The following is a 13,522-nucleotide window of genomic DNA, read 5'->3' as shown; positions in this document are numbered from 1 at the left end:
GTTTCACACTGCTTTAGAGGCCACAGAGAATAGCATGAACTGCCGGCAAGGAAAACGGTTGCGTGTGCATGGTTAGCCGTCTTTTGTCTCGCTCTGCGATGACGACGATCGCGGCTTATTGGCCTTGATCTCATTCATGCAACAAGTGATAAGCAGTACTAACCCCCAGGGGAGCATCAGGGTACCCATCATCAATAAATAGATTTGTACCAGTCGGCTCTCGTGAGGGCGAGTACAGAGCAAATAAATGGCATAGAAATAAATAGCCCACGCCAGCATCGCACACCAGACAAACGTCAGCGTGTTGCCGAGAGCGACGCCGATTAAGGCGATATAACTTATCCCTAACGGATTGAGGATCGCGATGATCATTCCCCAGATCAGCGGCTGGCTCCACTTTTTCCTGCTCATGCTCGTTCCTTGAGAGTGATGTTGTGGAAGACTAGCATGCGCAATGCCGGCAGGAGCATACCTCCGTCCAGGCAAGAGGGGATTTCAGAATTGTGCTCGCGCAGGAATTAGAACGGGAAATGGATCAGTTCGACGTCGTCCGGCGTCACCTTCACCATCGAACCTTCGCTGTGCCAGGCGCCGAGTACCACGCGCCATGCGGGCTGGCCGTTGGCCTGCAGGTCATGGACCGCCGGGCGATGGGTATGGCCGTGGATCAGCCACTGCACGTGATGCCGCTCCATGGCGTTAACCACCGCCTGTGGATTCACATCCATAATTTCCATTGATTTGCTGCTGTTGGCGGCTTTGCTGTCGGCGCGCATGCGGGCGGCGATGCGGCGGCGGACAAACAGCGGCAGAGCCAGGAATAGACGCTGGATCCACGGGGTGTGGACTTTCGCGCGAAACGCCAGATAGCCTTGGTCATCGGTGCACAGCGTGTCGCCATGCATAATCAAGACGTCACGGCCATAGAGGTCCAGTCGCTCTTCTTCGGCGAGCAGGATCATCCCGCTCTGACGGGCGAAGCGCTGGCCGACGAGAAAATCGCGGTTGCCGTGAATGAAGTAGCAGGGCACGCCGGCGTCGACGACGGCTTTGATTGCCGTAGCGATTTGCTGATGCAACGGGTTGGGATCGTCATCGCCGATCCACGCCTCAAACAGATCGCCAAGGATATACAGGGCGTCCGCCTGACGGGCTTCCCCCTGTAAAAAACGCAGAAAACCGGCGGTGATCGCCGGTTCTTCTGTTTGCAGGTGCAAATCTGCAATAAAAAGTGTCGCCACGAATTACTCGCTGACGGTGACGCTTTTGATGATCACATCGTCTTTCGGCACATCCTGGTGCATGCCGCTGCGGCCGGTGGCAACCGCTTTGATTTTGTCAACCACGTCCATGCCTTCAACCACTTCCGCGAAGACGCAGTAGCCCCAGCCCTGCAGGCTTTCGCCGGAGAAGTTCAGGAAGTCGTTGTCAACCACGTTGATGAAGAACTGCGCGGTGGCAGAGTGCGGCGCCTGAGTACGGGCCATCGCCAGCGTGCCGCGGGTGTTTTTCAGACCGTTGTTTGCTTCGTTCTGAATCGGAGATTTGGTCGCTTTTTGTTTCATGCCAGGTTCAAAACCGCCGCCCTGAATCATGAAGCCGTTGATAACACGGTGGAAAATGGTGTTGTCGTAGAAACCTTCGCGGCAGTAGTCCAGGAAGTTTTTAACTGTTTCCGGCGCTTTGTCGTCAAACGTTTTGATTACGATATCGCCATGATTGGTGTGGAAAGTAACCATTTTTGCATCCTGTTCCGATGAGTGTGGTGCCAGCACCCGGTGTCGGGTGAGATATAGGGGGGTGTTATAGCATAACCGCGGGGGTCGATGCACCTTGCAATGTGTGCTGCGTCCTGTCTGAATTATGGGTATTATAGAGGCTTCATTACCCACACACGTCTACACGGAATCTTCGATGTTAAAAATTTTTAATACACTGACGCGCCAGAAAGAGGAATTTAAACCTATCCATGCCGGGGAAGTCGGCATGTACGTGTGTGGTATTACCGTTTACGATCTCTGTCACATCGGCCATGGGCGTACCTTCGTCTCCTTTGACGTTGTGGCGCGTTATCTGCGTTTTCTCGGCTATAAGCTGAAGTACGTGCGCAATATCACCGATATCGACGACAAAATCATTAAGCGCGCTAATGAAAACGGCGAAAGCTTTGTCGCGCTGGTCGATCGGATGATCGCCGAAATGCACAAGGATTTTGACGCCCTGAATATTTTGCGTCCCGACAGCGAGCCGCGCGCGACGCATCATATTGCGGAGATCATCGAGATTACCGAGCAATTGATCGCCAAAGGCCATGCCTATGTGGCGGATAACGGCGACGTAATGTTCGATGTGCCGACAGACCCGAACTACGGTTTGCTGTCGCGTCAGGATCTCGATCAGCTGCAGGCGGGGGCGCGCGTCGACGTGGTTGACGTCAAGCGTAATCCGATGGACTTCGTCCTGTGGAAGATGTCGAAAGAGGGCGAGCCAAGCTGGCCGTCGCCGTGGGGCGCAGGCCGTCCGGGATGGCATATCGAGTGCTCGGCGATGAACTGCAAACAGCTGGGCAACCATTTTGACATTCACGGCGGCGGTTCCGATCTGATGTTCCCGCATCACGAAAACGAAATCGCTCAGTCCACCTGCGCCCATGACGGCGAGTACGTTAACTACTGGATGCACTCCGGCATGGTGATGGTCGACCGCGAGAAGATGTCGAAATCGCTGGGCAACTTCTTTACCGTCCGCGACGTGCTGAAGTATTACGATGCCGAGACCATTCGCTACTTCCTGATGTCCGGCCACTATCGCAGCCAGCTGAACTATAGCGAAGAGAACCTCAAGCAGGCGCGTTCGGCGCTGGAGCGTCTGTATACTGCGCTGCGCGGTACCGACAAATCCGTCGATGCGGCGGGCGGCGAAGCCTTCGAAGCACGCTTTATCGAGGCGATGGACGATGACTTCAACACCCCGGAAGCCTACTCGGTGCTGTTCGATATGGCTCGCGAAGTGAACCGTCTGAAAACCGAGGACGCGGCCGCGGCGAACGCCATGGCGGCCCACCTGCGTAAGCTTGCGTCGGTGCTGGGGCTGCTGGAGCAGGAGCCGGACGCCTTCCTGCAGAGCGGTGCGCAGGCTGACGACGCGGAAGTGGCGGAAATTGAATCGCTTATCCAGCAGCGTCTGGACGCGCGTAAAGCGAAAGACTGGGCGGCGGCGGATGCGGCGCGCGATCGTCTTAACGAGATGGGTATCGTGCTGGAAGATGGCCCGCAGGGCACCACCTGGCGCCGGAAGTAAGCCATAAAAAAACGCCCGCTTAAGCGGGCGTTTTCCTTTTCGCTGTCAGGCCGTGACGGTGACGCTCTGGCCTTCAAAGCTCACCGTCTGACCGGCGACGATTTTGCAGCGTTTGCGGGTTTCCACCGCGCCGTCGACTTTTACCAGCCCGTCGGCGATGGCGATCTTCGCCTGGGCGCCGCTTTCGCTCCAGCCTTCGAGTTTCAGCAGATCGCACAGCTCAACGTGCGGGTGTTTTCCTAAGGAAAATGTCGCCATCTCAGGCCTCCTCAACGTCGTGGTACTCTTCGCACGCCTGCAGCGTGTTCTGAATCAGAGTGGCGACGGTCATCGGGCCAACGCCGCCGGGAACCGGGGTGATGTAGGAGGCGCGTTCAGCGGCATCTTCATACACCACGTCGCCGACCACTTTGCCGCTTTCCAGACGGTTAATGCCGACATCGACCACAATCGCCCCTTCTTTGATCCATTCGCCAGGAATAAAGCCCGGTTTACCCACCGCGACGATCAGCAGGTCGGCGTTTTCGACATGATGGCGCAGGTTTTTGGTAAAGCGGTGGGTGACGGTGGTGGTGCAGCCGGCCAGCAGCAGCTCCATGCTCATCGGGCGGCCGACGATATTGGAGGCGCCAATGACCACCGCATTCAGGCCGTAGGTGTCGATATTGTAGCGTTCCAGCAGCGTCACGATACCGCGTGGGGTGCACGGACGCAGGCGCGGCGCCCGCTGGCACAGGCGGCCAACGTTGTAAGGATGGAAGCCGTCAACGTCTTTATCCGGCGCGATGCGCTCAAGAACTTTGACGTTATCTATCCCTGCAGGCAGGGGCAGCTGAACCAGAATACCGTCGATGGTCTTATCGGCATTCAGGGTGTCGATAAGCTCCAGCAGCTCGGCTTCGCTGGTGGTTTCCGGGAGATCGTAAGAGCGGGAGACGAAGCCCACTTCTTCACATGCTTTGCGCTTGCTGCCGACATAAATCTGCGAGGCCGGGTTGCTGCCGACCAGCACGACGGCCAGCCCAGGGGCGCGTTTTCCGGCCGCAACGCGAGCCTTCACTTTTTCCGCAACCTCAGAGCGTACCTGCTGCGCAATCGTTTTACCGTCAATAATTTTTGCTGCCATCAGAGAGAGGATTCCATCTGTATCTTTACGAAAGGGGGATGAGGATATTTTGTCAGAAGCCGGCCTCGCTGTCAGTCCTCGTTTGCTGTTTTATCCTGTCTGAGGCTAATTTAGCCTGTTATGACCCTGGTTATTACATGGTTATAGGTGCGTTGCGCCTGGCCACTGAGTCGATTTACGCGCGCATTAGGCCCGGCGGTATGCTTCTTGTACAGTTGGTGGAGGATATTTCGCCAGCGTCGTATAAGCCCCGCAGTTTCCTGGCAAAATGGATTGACTCAACCGACGTGGACCGTATAATTCCAGGCGTTTCACTCCGCGAAGCACTCGCTTCTCAGGGCGCCCTTAGCTCAGCTGGATAGAGCAACGGCCTTCTAAGCCGTAGGTCACAGGTTCGAATCCTGTAGGGCGTGCCATTAATAATCAAGCACTTATCAAATTCCTCCAGCCACTGAATTTTCCTTGTGGGGCATATTTGGGACATCTTCTGCAAAAATAGAGTCAATTTGACGTGCATGCTCAGTTAAATGGTTAGGTGCCAGGTGAGCATATCGACGGACCATTTCGATGCTTTCCCAACCACCCATTTCCTGAAGCACAGAAAGCGGAACGCCAGACTGAATTAACCAGCTTGCCCAGGTGTGTCTCAGGTCATGGAAACGGAAATCCTCAATTCCTGCCCGTTTGCATGCCGAGTTCCACGCCCGATTGTCATCAACGCGCATCTTCCTTACAGATGGGGTTAATGAGCGATCCGGGCGATGCCATGCTTTTGTATGGACGAACACCCATTTATGATGGTTCCCTATCTGATCGCGCAGAACCTTACAGGCAGTATCATTAAGCGCTACGCCAATAGCGCGGTTTGATTTGCTGTCCTCAGGGTTAACCCAGGCAACCCGACGCTGCATGTCGATTTGCTGCCATTCCAGATTGATGATGTTCGACCTTCTGAGGCCGGTCGCCAGCGCAAACTTAACGACCGACTTCAGCGGCTCCGGACATTCATCAATCAGCCTTTTCGCCTCTTCATGCTCAAGCCACCGAACGCGCTTATTTCTTACTGACGGTATCTTGATAACTGGCGCTTTCTCCAGCCATTTCCAGTCGCGCTCTGCTGCGCGCAGGATAGCTTTCATCAGCGCCAGGTGCTTAGCCTTTGTCGATGTAGTGACAGGCTTTGGCTCAAACACTGGGATCTCCTTACCCTTCCTCTTTGCCGCTTCAACTCTTTTCTGCCAGGTCTCCCTTGCTTTCCTGTTCTGCATCCTGCTAACCGCGGCATAAATCTTTGCCTCGGTAATATCCTTTAGCGTCACGCCTTCGAAATGCTCAAGCCAGAATCCCATCCGGCCTTTATCGGTATCGAGCGATTTCTTGTCTGCTTTCTCTTCCAGCCAGCGGAGGCATGCTTCTTCAAAAGTCACTTCAGGAAAGTCGCCGAGCCTGTCTACTCGCCAGAGTTCGGCCTTTCTTTTATCGTGCAACTCCTGAGCTTGCCGCTTGTCCGCTGTCCCAAGAGATTCCTTAATTCGCTTCCCGCCCGGGAGCGAGTACGAGGCGTACCATATTTCACCTCTGCGGAAGATGGACATTTTCGATCCTCTTTATGTGCATCACCCGCGCTCACTCCGACAGTATGCAGTGGCGAGTTTAGTGCTGCAATGCATGCCTGTCTGGTTGTGAGGTATGGTGACTTTGGTTTACTTGGGTCTTTTCTGGTTGCGATAAGCCTGCCTGATCGTATCCAGTTAGTGGCCGTAGGACGTGATATCTGCAGAAGCTCACAGGCTTCGGCCAGAGTAAGGCTATGTGATTCCATCCATCACCTCCGATGCTTACCGCGTAATTCCTCTTCTTCCTGACAGTCAGCACAGCGCTGGCATCCCGCCACCAGTTCCCGGCGCCGCTCGGGTATCTCTTCCCCGCAGTCGCGGCAGTGAGTAGCTGAAACTGCCGCATGGTTGATGCGCATGTTCTGGATGGTCATTTCCAGCCGGCGCTCTGCCAGCTCGTTGGCCTGATCGATGATCTCTGGCATGTCAGCGCTCCTTTATCTTTCCGTTCAAAATGCCTATTTCCACATAGAGATGGCTTGGCGTTAACCCAAGCTGCCTTATCAGCTGCATGCATCCGTTGAGGATCGGTCGTGATATCTCATCGCAACTTAAAGCGGGAGATGACCGTCGTTTTGCCTTAACCTCATCGTTAGCCCTGCGCGCGATGCTTCTGAGCGCATTTTTCTTTTCTTCTGGCGTCATGCTGCCTCCAGAGTCCCGATCCGCTTTAACTCAGCCAGCGATACAGACGTGATTATGTGTCGCGGGGTGATGTACGGACGCCAGATAAACAGAAGCGAGCCTTTGGGGTTGCTCTGGCGCTTTCCTGTAACGGATGCCGGAACAAACTGAACACGGCCGCCGGTTATGAGCCTGAGTTCATCAGCTGATTGCATGGCTGAAATAAACCAGCCAGTAGAGATGTCAGCTGGTAGCAACATCACTACGGCCTGAGACTGCGCCCGGGATTGCTCAGCAGCCTTTTCCACCCACGGCCCAATATCGGAATAGGGTGGGTTACACCAGATCGCCCCGTATGATGTCCATTCGCTGTTCAGCGAGTCATCCAGCTCAGTGAGATAGTGAGCGCATAGCGCGTTACTCTCAGAGGCTGCAGCATCCAGCCAGAAGCCAAACTCGCGGTCGAGCGCGTTGAAAATTTCAATCGGTGTTTGCCAGTAGTCACGTTCATTTTTTGGAGTTTTCGATCCGCCGAAATCAGTCATTGCGCACCTCTTTTCGTGTCCAGCTCTTCAGCCAGCCGCTGAGCCTTTAACGGGTTTCTTACCACTTCACCAGATGGCATTAGCCAGCCACGATGAAGGACGGAGTACATGCACTTCACTTTTCCTACGGTTATGGCGTCGCGGTAATGTTTCATTTCCACTGCTCCCCGAAGGTGAAACCGATCTCCGACAGCGATTCATCCATCTTGCTGATGAACTCCGGCACCATTTCGTTGAAGTCGGACATGTATTTGTCGTCGCGCTCAACAACCACGTGGTGAATACCTTCTCGCTTCATGCGAGGGTCATAATTCGCGAAGTACCAGGCATCCTTCCCGGTTACCCACATACTGAATTGCACCTGGGCCATGTAGGCGGATTTGATAGCCTCGAAGCCGCCAAGCCTGAATTTCATGAAGTCGCGAGAGGTGAAAGGGCACTTCAGCTCAAGGCCGCGACCATCACTGCACAGACCGTCTGGTGAGCAGGCGGTGCGCATACCTTCGTCACGGAAAAGGATCGGCGACTCGGTTACCTGCACGTCGGTGGTGAACTCAAACAGGGTGCGAGCGTCGGCCTCATACTGTTTCCCCCAGGCCAGCGCCTTGGCGTTAACTTCCGGCGCCGCGCCGGTGCAAACCTCTGCGAGCAGCGTGTGGAAATAAGACATTTTCATGTCAGTCCACTTGGTGCCTGATCTCGGCTTCGAAATGACGTTATGGACTTCCGAGGCGGTGATCACGCCCAGGCGTAAGCGGTGCCAGGATTCATCACCCTGCTCAACGCGGGTAACGTCAATGCCAGTGCGTGCAAGGATAATTTCTGGTGTCATGCTGCCACCTGCGCTTTTTTCTGGAGGAAGCTAAAGCCTTTCTGCGCTTCTTCTTCGGTGAGTTGTGATGCCTGGAAAATGTCACGCTTGAAGATGTTGCTGCACAGAGGCAGGAAGTCCTGCTCCCAGTCCTTATTCAGGGACGTCAGGAGGTCGGTAATTGCCTGCAGCGTTTCCTCACTGGCCACCAGGGGGAGCGCCTCTGTCGTGCTGCGCGGCGTTACGTCACGCGCATCCACTTCCAGCGTTTTACCTTCCATCTCCTCGGCAGTGGGCTGTTGTCCAATTTCAGGCCACGCCTTACGCAGAGCCTGGGCCTCGGCACACTTCGCCAGCTGGCCATAAGGGCGCTTTTTCCACATAGCATTTGGCGCGGTAGTGTCGCGGCCGGCGGTGGCGTAGTTTTCAACCCAGTATTCTTTCGCACTGAATTCGACGATCTCCCCGCTCGGCATGCGCTTGCTGACCGTGTACTTGCACCATTGAGGGACTGTCACCTCAACACCGGTAAGCGTCAGAGTGACGTCCGGGCCGAACTCTGGTTCTTTTGCGCCAGCGTAATCACCGGAGCGATCGGCCTGAATCCGATAAAGCCCGATGCCAGGCATAACCACATCGCGCCACTCGCTTTTACCCGACTTCGAGTCCTTAACGCTCATTGGCACCAGATGAACGGGCTTCAGAAGCGGATCGAGGTTTCTGGCCCGGCAGTAGTCCAGCGCCATCATCACCGACTCATCCTTGGCGCCAGGGTAAATACTGTTTTTGAGGGCGCTCCAGGTGGCGCCGTCAATGCCTCGCTCAGCAAGAGAGCTGGTTGTAATCACAAGTTCGTTAGCCATTGCTATTCCCCAAAGTTAAAACGGGCAGCCGGTGCGGTGATCCCAGTCGTATTCCGCCTGGGCGTAAGCTACTGCCGAGATGAGATCGTTATATGCCTCTCCGGCGGAATCGCTGCGGAGGCCTTCGTATGGGCTTTTGTCCATCGGTACAGAGAAGCGGAACAGGCCTGACGGCTCTTTCGGCAGGGTGTCGATAATTTCCTGTGCCCGATCGTCAATCCACTTTTCCTTCTCTTCGGTGAGCAACTGTTCAGCCCACTTACGCTCTTCGATTACGTCATATGCGCGGTATGCGTTCATAAGCACCTCAGTAACTGATTCCGGTATGAGGAATGCGGTCGTCTTTAACCGCGGTGAGCACCTCGATAGCCTGATCCCGAGTAAGGCTGGTATTGGCCATAAGAGCTTTGACGATTTCAGTGCCTACAGCCTTGCGGTGCTTAACGTCAGCTTCGCGTCGCGCCTGCTCATCGGCTTTACGTTTCTCCTCAGCCAGGCGGGCCTGTTCGCGTTGCTCTGCCTCGCGGCGGATGCGATCTGCTTCTTCCTGTGCTTTGCGGCGTTCCGCTTCAACAGCGGCCTGCTTTTCGCGCTCCGCACGCTCTGCTGCTTCTCTCTGTTCACGTTCGGCTCGCTCTTTGGCCAAAATCGCTTCGCGCTCCCTGGCGGCTGCGGCGTCAATTTCACGCTGCGCCTGTTCTGCTGCCTCACGCTTCGCTTTCTCTTCTGCCAGGCGCTTAATCTCTAGTTCTCGGGCAACGCGCTGGCGTTCGGCTTCTGCTTTTTTCTCAGCCTGATCACGGTCGAAAGCGTCATTCATCAGCAGGGCCATTTCGTGGTCAGACTCAATACGAGCAGCCATCTGGCGATCGAACTCTTCATTCATGACCAGCGCTTCGACGTGAAGGGCGTTCATGGTTTCTTCTGCCTTAATGCGTTCCTGCTCGGCTTCCCATTCAGTCAGCGGGCGACGCACTTCATCTTTCAGCGCATCGAGACGTTCACGGACAACGCGGCGGCTTTCGTCAATCTGCTTTGGCAGAGCCTTCAGCTCAGCGACCAGGTCTTTACCTGCGTTGTCGATGTAGGTTTTAGAGCGCGCGACCTTGTGAGCCATGGATGCGATAGCGTCACGGCCTTTTTTGGTGGTCACGTCCGGCACCAGGCTGCGAGCCTCTTTTTCGATCGCTTCGATAAGCGGGTCGAGCTGGTCGTTATTGGTGAAAACCGCCATCGCGTTCTTTTTCTCGATGACGACTAAATCCATTATTTCGCTCATGACTTCCCCTGAAATTTGGTTGTGAAACGCCCGGCACCGTAATGGCTGCCTGATAGCTCAGTTAAATTCGTGCGCTGATATGCGCGGTTAATGCGTACCGGCTGGTACCAGGTTCGGCAGCAGGTCACGTGCCTCAAATGCTTTGCGAATGTGGCGCAGGTTGCCCTGTGGCTCGAACCAGAAGGTTTCTTTCAGGTAGTCACGTGAAACCTTCCAGGTGGCGCCAGTTTTAGCGTTACGCATCATCACGGCGCGTCCGCTGTTAGGAATTGAGTTAGCCATTGAACACCCCCGTAACGTGCAGAATTTTGATAATCAACGCTGTCCAGATAACGCCGCAGATCAGCAGGCAGTAAATCAGTGAACGAATGCCTTGTTTGCTCATGCTTCCTCCCGCGCTTTCAACATTGCATCAGCCATCAGGTAAGAAAGTTCAGCAACCATGTTTTCATGGTGAGTAGCCACAGGGTGCTGATTGCTCTCTGGATAACTTGCCAGCCAGCCCTGCATCGCTTTTGCTGCAAAGTAATCACGAACAGTCAAACCTTCGTACCCTTGCGTTGGATATGCAGGGCCGCCATTGTTTTCTTTGCTCATTTTCCACCCCAGCATGCGAAGCTAAAAAAAAGGACAGCAACCAAAAACGGAACGACCTTTAACCAAAAATTACGCCATGCAGGCTTGTCTTCTTCGCGGATCATCTCTTCACCTTTGCCTTATCGCGGCTAACGGGACGTTTTGACTTCACCCCGGCGTTGCCGGTGTTGTTTGGATAAGATGATAATACTCCGGGTATTATTTTATATCAATACCGCTAGTATTATAAAATTTAATAAAACTACTAACGGTATGATTTTAAAGTTGATTTATTTTTGTAAAGAGTGCTGTTATGCTCAAAAAAACGCCAAAGAGGGCAGCGCCATGTCGAATGAGGATGAGTTTTTCGCAGAAATGCACCCGCAGATTGCGCAGGTTATCGGGATAGCGGTTATGCAGCTGCTGGTTGAGAAGCGCGAGCCATCAAGAGAGGCGCTGATAGAGATGATTCAGATGTTGTGGCAGGGAAACAGGGTAGAACTGGCAGTAGAGCTGGCACTGGATGTGCTGATGCTGAGGGAAGAGTAGGGCACTAAAACCCGGCGCGATGGCCGGGCTTCAGGAGTGAAGAACCTTGATGACGATACCAGAGGCAATAGAGACAATTGCCAGCACTGAACCAATTGTCCAGATTATTTGAGAGACTTTGGCTTCTGCGATTTTTTTATCAACAGCGTCAGAAGATGGTTTTTTTGCTAATGATTCTTTTATGCCATCAAGGCGCTCAAGGATTACAGCCGTGTTTTTATCAACTACTGCAACAGTGTTCTTCAATTCAGTAACATCAGATTCAATGTGAGACACTTTGGCCTCAAGAACCGCTAGACGCTGCTCCATATCACCACCTCCCCCATTGCCGTCACTATGCTTTAAAGTATGCACATTGAACTCTTCATTGGCAACAGGTTGTACTCTGCGAAGATAAGCGGAATTCGACATATCAAATTTTCCATTCTTTTGATAAATAGAAAAAACACTCACTGCTATGAACCATGTTGCTTTTTTCTTGCTTGTCGTCCATTACATGTAAAGATAGTGTAACCTTATAAATTCCCTCATCTTTTACAGCTACGTTCATTAGCGACATGTTCTCGATGCTAACTGATTCATTTCCGGAAGTCGTACCTGCTATTATCGGTTCAGATTGTAAGGATTGGTTGCTGCCGAAATCAACTCTTTGATCCCCAAAGAACATATCCACATCGACACGATAATTGACTTTGGTTTTAATTATTAATCCAAATGATACATCAATGCTGATTTTCCCTGACTCATCATCAGGTTTGATCCATGGTTGTGGGTAGTTAACTGAACGCGCTATCTTTCCGGGAAAAATTTGAGATACGTATAAAAATGCAATTTTTTCCATAAGTTAAATCCTCACCCATGCTTCCTGTACGTTTGCGGCATGCTGCCGATCACACAAGTCTCAACTTAGTTTCTACAGCCACACCAATGATTCGACAGTTTCCGTTGATGGGAACCAATGGCCATTGAGGGTTTAAGCCCTTCAGGTACTTCTGGTCACCATCAATGATCAGTTTTTTAAATGTCGCCTCGTTTGATTCCGAGAGTTTTGCAATAACGAGGCTTCCGTTGACCGGCTCCCTTCCGGTATCAAAAAGAACATATGTACCCTCAGGTATGCTGAGCCCGACCGGGGCAGTCATGGATTCCCCCTCGACCAACAACCAGAACGCTTCCCCCTGGATGTGAGCGTCTGATTCGAGCCATAGATCGATATCTTTAAGTGCATACGGCTCGCACGCTTCCGACCAATTCCCAGCCTGAATCTTGCTTAATACAGGGTATTTAATGCCTGGGGCGTACTGGCCTACATACTTGGCATTCGATGTAGCGGCAGCACTCATTGCAGATATTTCTTTCGCAAGGCTGGGGCTAAAATCAGAGACATCCACCTGGAGGGCTCTGGCAAAAACAGCAGCCACGGCAGCATTAAGGGCATTCCTGCCATTCAAGTAATGCCCAACGCCACCCTGAGATATGTCTAGCATGTCAGCTATTGATTGCTGTGTGATCCCAAGCTCTTTTTTCTTGGCTTCATAGAGGGCTTTCAGCCTTTCTGCGTCAGCGATCTGAGCCGATGTCAGTGTCTTTTTCTTTTCCATTTTCAAATAGTAATACCAATGCTCTTATTTTAAAAATACTTGCGGTATTGCAATGTTTAATACTTGTGGTATTGTTTGCTCATGAGTTGATAGGAGCTAACCACATGAAAATTTCTTTAGCTGAATACGTTGACGAAGTTGGACAGGCAAGAGCTGCTGATGCCATCGGCGTTCACCAGACCGCAATTAGTAAAGCTATCCGGGTGGGAAGGAAGATTTTCGTTAACACGCTGCCTGATGGAAAAATTAAGGCTGAAGAGATCAAGCCTTTCCCACACAACAGAAATCCTGATTAAACAAAGCTGAATTGAGCAGTCAGCGGGTTCTGACTGAGTAATTCAGCTATTCCAATCACCACCAGAGGAAGTATCACAAATGGAGAGTTCAACGACACGCAACAAAGTGGAGGCTCGCAGGATAGAAAGCTGGTTACACAGCCAGATAGCTGAACTGGGAACCACGAATATCGCCAAAGTGGCCGGAGTGAATAAGTCGACGGTGAGTCGCTGGCGGGAAAGTCTGCTGCCGAACATGTCGCTGCTGCTGGCCATCCTGATTTCTAACAGACCGGGAGAGAAAGGTGACTTTGAAGCATAAGTGGGAACAGAAAGGCGAAAGCCGCAGTGCGCTAA

24 protein-coding genes, 1 tRNA gene and 1 pseudogene are annotated in these 13,522 nt (G+C 52.9%); 5 read left to right on the top strand and 21 right to left on the bottom strand.

Going from position 1 to position 13,522, the window contains the following annotated elements:
• Nucleotides 1–72 precede the first annotated feature (72 nt).
• From MKS11_RS08445 to ppiB, 3 genes are all read right to left on the bottom strand, one after another.
• Nucleotides 73–411: a hypothetical protein gene (locus MKS11_RS08445; protein WP_049117071.1), complete on the bottom strand. Its 339-nt coding sequence runs from the start codon at nucleotides 409–411 to the stop codon at nucleotides 73–75.
• Nucleotides 412–518: 107 nt separating this feature from the next.
• Nucleotides 519–1,241, bottom strand: coding sequence for a UDP-2,3-diacylglucosamine diphosphatase (gene lpxH, locus MKS11_RS08440; RefSeq protein ID WP_004204708.1), 723 nt, complete (start codon nucleotides 1,239–1,241; stop codon nucleotides 519–521).
• Nucleotides 1,242–1,244: 3 nt separating this feature from the next.
• Nucleotides 1,245–1,739, bottom strand: a complete 495-nt coding sequence (ppiB, locus tag MKS11_RS08435; RefSeq protein WP_004151319.1) for a peptidylprolyl isomerase B — start codon at nucleotides 1,737–1,739, stop codon at nucleotides 1,245–1,247.
• Nucleotides 1,740–1,914: 175 nt separating this feature from the next.
• On the opposite strand from ppiB, the gene cysS reads away from it, so the two are divergent.
• Nucleotides 1,915–3,300: a cysteine--tRNA ligase gene (gene cysS / locus MKS11_RS08430; protein ID WP_004204706.1), complete on the top strand. Its 1,386-nt coding sequence runs from the start codon at nucleotides 1,915–1,917 to the stop codon at nucleotides 3,298–3,300.
• A gap of 45 nt (nucleotides 3,301–3,345) precedes the next feature.
• Here the strand turns inward: cysS and ybcJ are convergent, their stop codons facing one another.
• Both ybcJ and folD read right to left on the bottom strand, forming a co-directional pair.
• The gene (gene ybcJ / locus MKS11_RS08425; RefSeq protein ID WP_004143016.1) at nucleotides 3,346–3,558 is read right to left on the bottom strand and encodes a ribosome-associated protein YbcJ; all 213 of its coding nucleotides are present in this window, start codon (nucleotides 3,556–3,558) and stop codon (nucleotides 3,346–3,348) included.
• Nucleotide 3,559: 1 nt separating this feature from the next.
• Nucleotides 3,560–4,426, bottom strand: a complete 867-nt coding sequence (gene folD, locus MKS11_RS08420) for a bifunctional methylenetetrahydrofolate dehydrogenase/methenyltetrahydrofolate cyclohydrolase FolD (RefSeq protein WP_004143017.1) — start codon at nucleotides 4,424–4,426, stop codon at nucleotides 3,560–3,562.
• A 339-nt stretch (nucleotides 4,427–4,765) separates the two neighbouring features.
• On the opposite strand from folD, the gene MKS11_RS08415 reads away from it, so the two are divergent.
• Nucleotides 4,766–4,842, top strand: a tRNA-Arg gene (locus MKS11_RS08415).
• An 18-nt stretch (nucleotides 4,843–4,860) separates the two neighbouring features.
• On the opposite strand, the gene MKS11_RS08410 is transcribed toward MKS11_RS08415, so the two are convergent.
• From MKS11_RS08410 to MKS11_RS08350, 13 genes and pseudogenes are all read right to left on the bottom strand, one after another.
• Nucleotides 4,861–6,021, bottom strand: a complete 1,161-nt coding sequence (locus MKS11_RS08410; RefSeq protein WP_284109498.1) for a site-specific integrase — start codon at nucleotides 6,019–6,021, stop codon at nucleotides 4,861–4,863.
• Nucleotides 6,022–6,155: 134 nt separating this feature from the next.
• Nucleotides 6,156–6,248 (bottom strand): annotated as a pseudogene (locus MKS11_RS08405) (helix-turn-helix domain-containing protein); the annotation flags it as partial.
• Nucleotides 6,249–6,251: 3 nt separating this feature from the next.
• Nucleotides 6,252–6,467 carry a TraR/DksA family transcriptional regulator gene (locus MKS11_RS08400; protein WP_063079899.1) on the bottom strand — a complete coding sequence of 72 codons (216 nt, stop codon included), beginning with the start codon at nucleotides 6,465–6,467 and terminating at the stop codon, nucleotides 6,252–6,254.
• A gap of 1 nt (nucleotide 6,468) precedes the next feature.
• Nucleotides 6,469–6,687: a hypothetical protein gene (locus MKS11_RS08395; RefSeq protein ID WP_284109497.1), complete on the bottom strand. Its 219-nt coding sequence runs from the start codon at nucleotides 6,685–6,687 to the stop codon at nucleotides 6,469–6,471.
• On the bottom strand, nucleotides 6,684–7,211 hold the full coding sequence (locus MKS11_RS08390) for a phage N-6-adenine-methyltransferase (protein ID WP_117121043.1): 528 nt from the start codon (nucleotides 7,209–7,211) through the stop codon (nucleotides 6,684–6,686). The genes MKS11_RS08395 and MKS11_RS08390 overlap by 4 nt, the downstream gene beginning before the upstream one ends.
• Nucleotides 7,208–7,366: a DUF1317 family protein gene (locus tag MKS11_RS08385; protein ID WP_023283323.1), complete on the bottom strand. Its 159-nt coding sequence runs from the start codon at nucleotides 7,364–7,366 to the stop codon at nucleotides 7,208–7,210. The genes MKS11_RS08390 and MKS11_RS08385 overlap by 4 nt, the downstream gene beginning before the upstream one ends.
• Entirely contained in the window at nucleotides 7,363–8,043 is a 681-nt protein-coding gene (locus MKS11_RS08380; protein ID WP_064169424.1) for a lambda exonuclease family protein, read from the bottom strand. The genes MKS11_RS08385 and MKS11_RS08380 overlap by 4 nt, the downstream gene beginning before the upstream one ends.
• A complete protein-coding gene (bet, locus tag MKS11_RS08375; protein ID WP_284109496.1) occupies nucleotides 8,040–8,885 on the bottom strand; it encodes a phage recombination protein Bet in 846 nt (281 codons plus the stop codon). Before bet ends, MKS11_RS08380 begins: the two co-directional genes overlap by 4 nt.
• Before the next feature lie 15 nt (nucleotides 8,886–8,900).
• On the bottom strand, nucleotides 8,901–9,185 hold the full coding sequence (gamL, locus tag MKS11_RS08370) for a host nuclease inhibitor GamL (RefSeq protein WP_284109495.1): 285 nt from the start codon (nucleotides 9,183–9,185) through the stop codon (nucleotides 8,901–8,903).
• Nucleotides 9,186–9,192: 7 nt separating this feature from the next.
• A complete protein-coding gene (locus MKS11_RS08365; RefSeq protein WP_284109494.1) occupies nucleotides 9,193–10,164 on the bottom strand; it encodes a hypothetical protein in 972 nt (323 codons plus the stop codon).
• Between the two features lie 87 nt (nucleotides 10,165–10,251).
• Nucleotides 10,252–10,446, bottom strand: a complete 195-nt coding sequence (locus tag MKS11_RS08360; RefSeq protein WP_019704100.1) for a hypothetical protein — start codon at nucleotides 10,444–10,446, stop codon at nucleotides 10,252–10,254.
• A complete protein-coding gene (locus MKS11_RS08355) occupies nucleotides 10,439–10,549 on the bottom strand; it encodes a hypothetical protein (RefSeq protein WP_004201106.1) in 111 nt (36 codons plus the stop codon). The genes MKS11_RS08360 and MKS11_RS08355 overlap by 8 nt, the downstream gene beginning before the upstream one ends.
• Nucleotides 10,546–10,761, bottom strand: coding sequence for a hypothetical protein (locus tag MKS11_RS08350; protein WP_284109493.1), 216 nt, complete (start codon nucleotides 10,759–10,761; stop codon nucleotides 10,546–10,548). The genes MKS11_RS08355 and MKS11_RS08350 overlap by 4 nt, the downstream gene beginning before the upstream one ends.
• Nucleotides 10,762–11,085: 324 nt before the next feature.
• On the opposite strand from MKS11_RS08350, the gene MKS11_RS08345 reads away from it, so the two are divergent.
• Nucleotides 11,086–11,289: a hypothetical protein gene (locus MKS11_RS08345; protein ID WP_096645176.1), complete on the top strand. Its 204-nt coding sequence runs from the start codon at nucleotides 11,086–11,088 to the stop codon at nucleotides 11,287–11,289.
• A 30-nt stretch (nucleotides 11,290–11,319) separates the two neighbouring features.
• Here the strand turns inward: MKS11_RS08345 and MKS11_RS08340 are convergent, their stop codons facing one another.
• From MKS11_RS08340 to MKS11_RS08330, 3 genes are read right to left on the bottom strand one after another with little or no spacing between them, the layout of a single operon-like run.
• Complete coding sequence (locus MKS11_RS08340; protein ID WP_224347532.1) at nucleotides 11,320–11,700, bottom strand: hypothetical protein; 381 nt, start codon at nucleotides 11,698–11,700, stop codon at nucleotides 11,320–11,322.
• 1 nt (nucleotide 11,701) lies between these two features.
• Complete coding sequence (locus MKS11_RS08335; protein WP_064392090.1) at nucleotides 11,702–12,130, bottom strand: hypothetical protein; 429 nt, start codon at nucleotides 12,128–12,130, stop codon at nucleotides 11,702–11,704.
• A 49-nt stretch (nucleotides 12,131–12,179) separates the two neighbouring features.
• Complete coding sequence (locus MKS11_RS08330) at nucleotides 12,180–12,890, bottom strand: LexA family transcriptional regulator (protein ID WP_032420811.1); 711 nt, start codon at nucleotides 12,888–12,890, stop codon at nucleotides 12,180–12,182.
• 104 nt (nucleotides 12,891–12,994) lie between these two features.
• Between MKS11_RS08330 and MKS11_RS08325 the strand changes: the two genes are divergently transcribed.
• Together MKS11_RS08325 and MKS11_RS08320 are read left to right on the top strand one after the other, a co-directional pair.
• Nucleotides 12,995–13,186 carry a Cro/CI family transcriptional regulator gene (locus MKS11_RS08325; protein ID WP_001548452.1) on the top strand — a complete coding sequence of 64 codons (192 nt, stop codon included), beginning with the start codon at nucleotides 12,995–12,997 and terminating at the stop codon, nucleotides 13,184–13,186.
• A 79-nt stretch (nucleotides 13,187–13,265) separates the two neighbouring features.
• Entirely contained in the window at nucleotides 13,266–13,487 is a 222-nt protein-coding gene (locus tag MKS11_RS08320; protein WP_001548453.1) for a CII family transcriptional regulator, read from the top strand.
• Nucleotides 13,488–13,522 lie beyond the last annotated feature (35 nt).

It is taken from the genome of Klebsiella sp. K5-45 (assembly GCF_030128605.1).
Classification (GTDB): Bacteria; Pseudomonadota; Gammaproteobacteria; order Enterobacterales; family Enterobacteriaceae; genus Klebsiella; species Klebsiella quasipneumoniae.
Note: the sequence above shows the minus strand (reverse complement) of the source record. Positions and strands in the feature narration are given on the sequence as shown.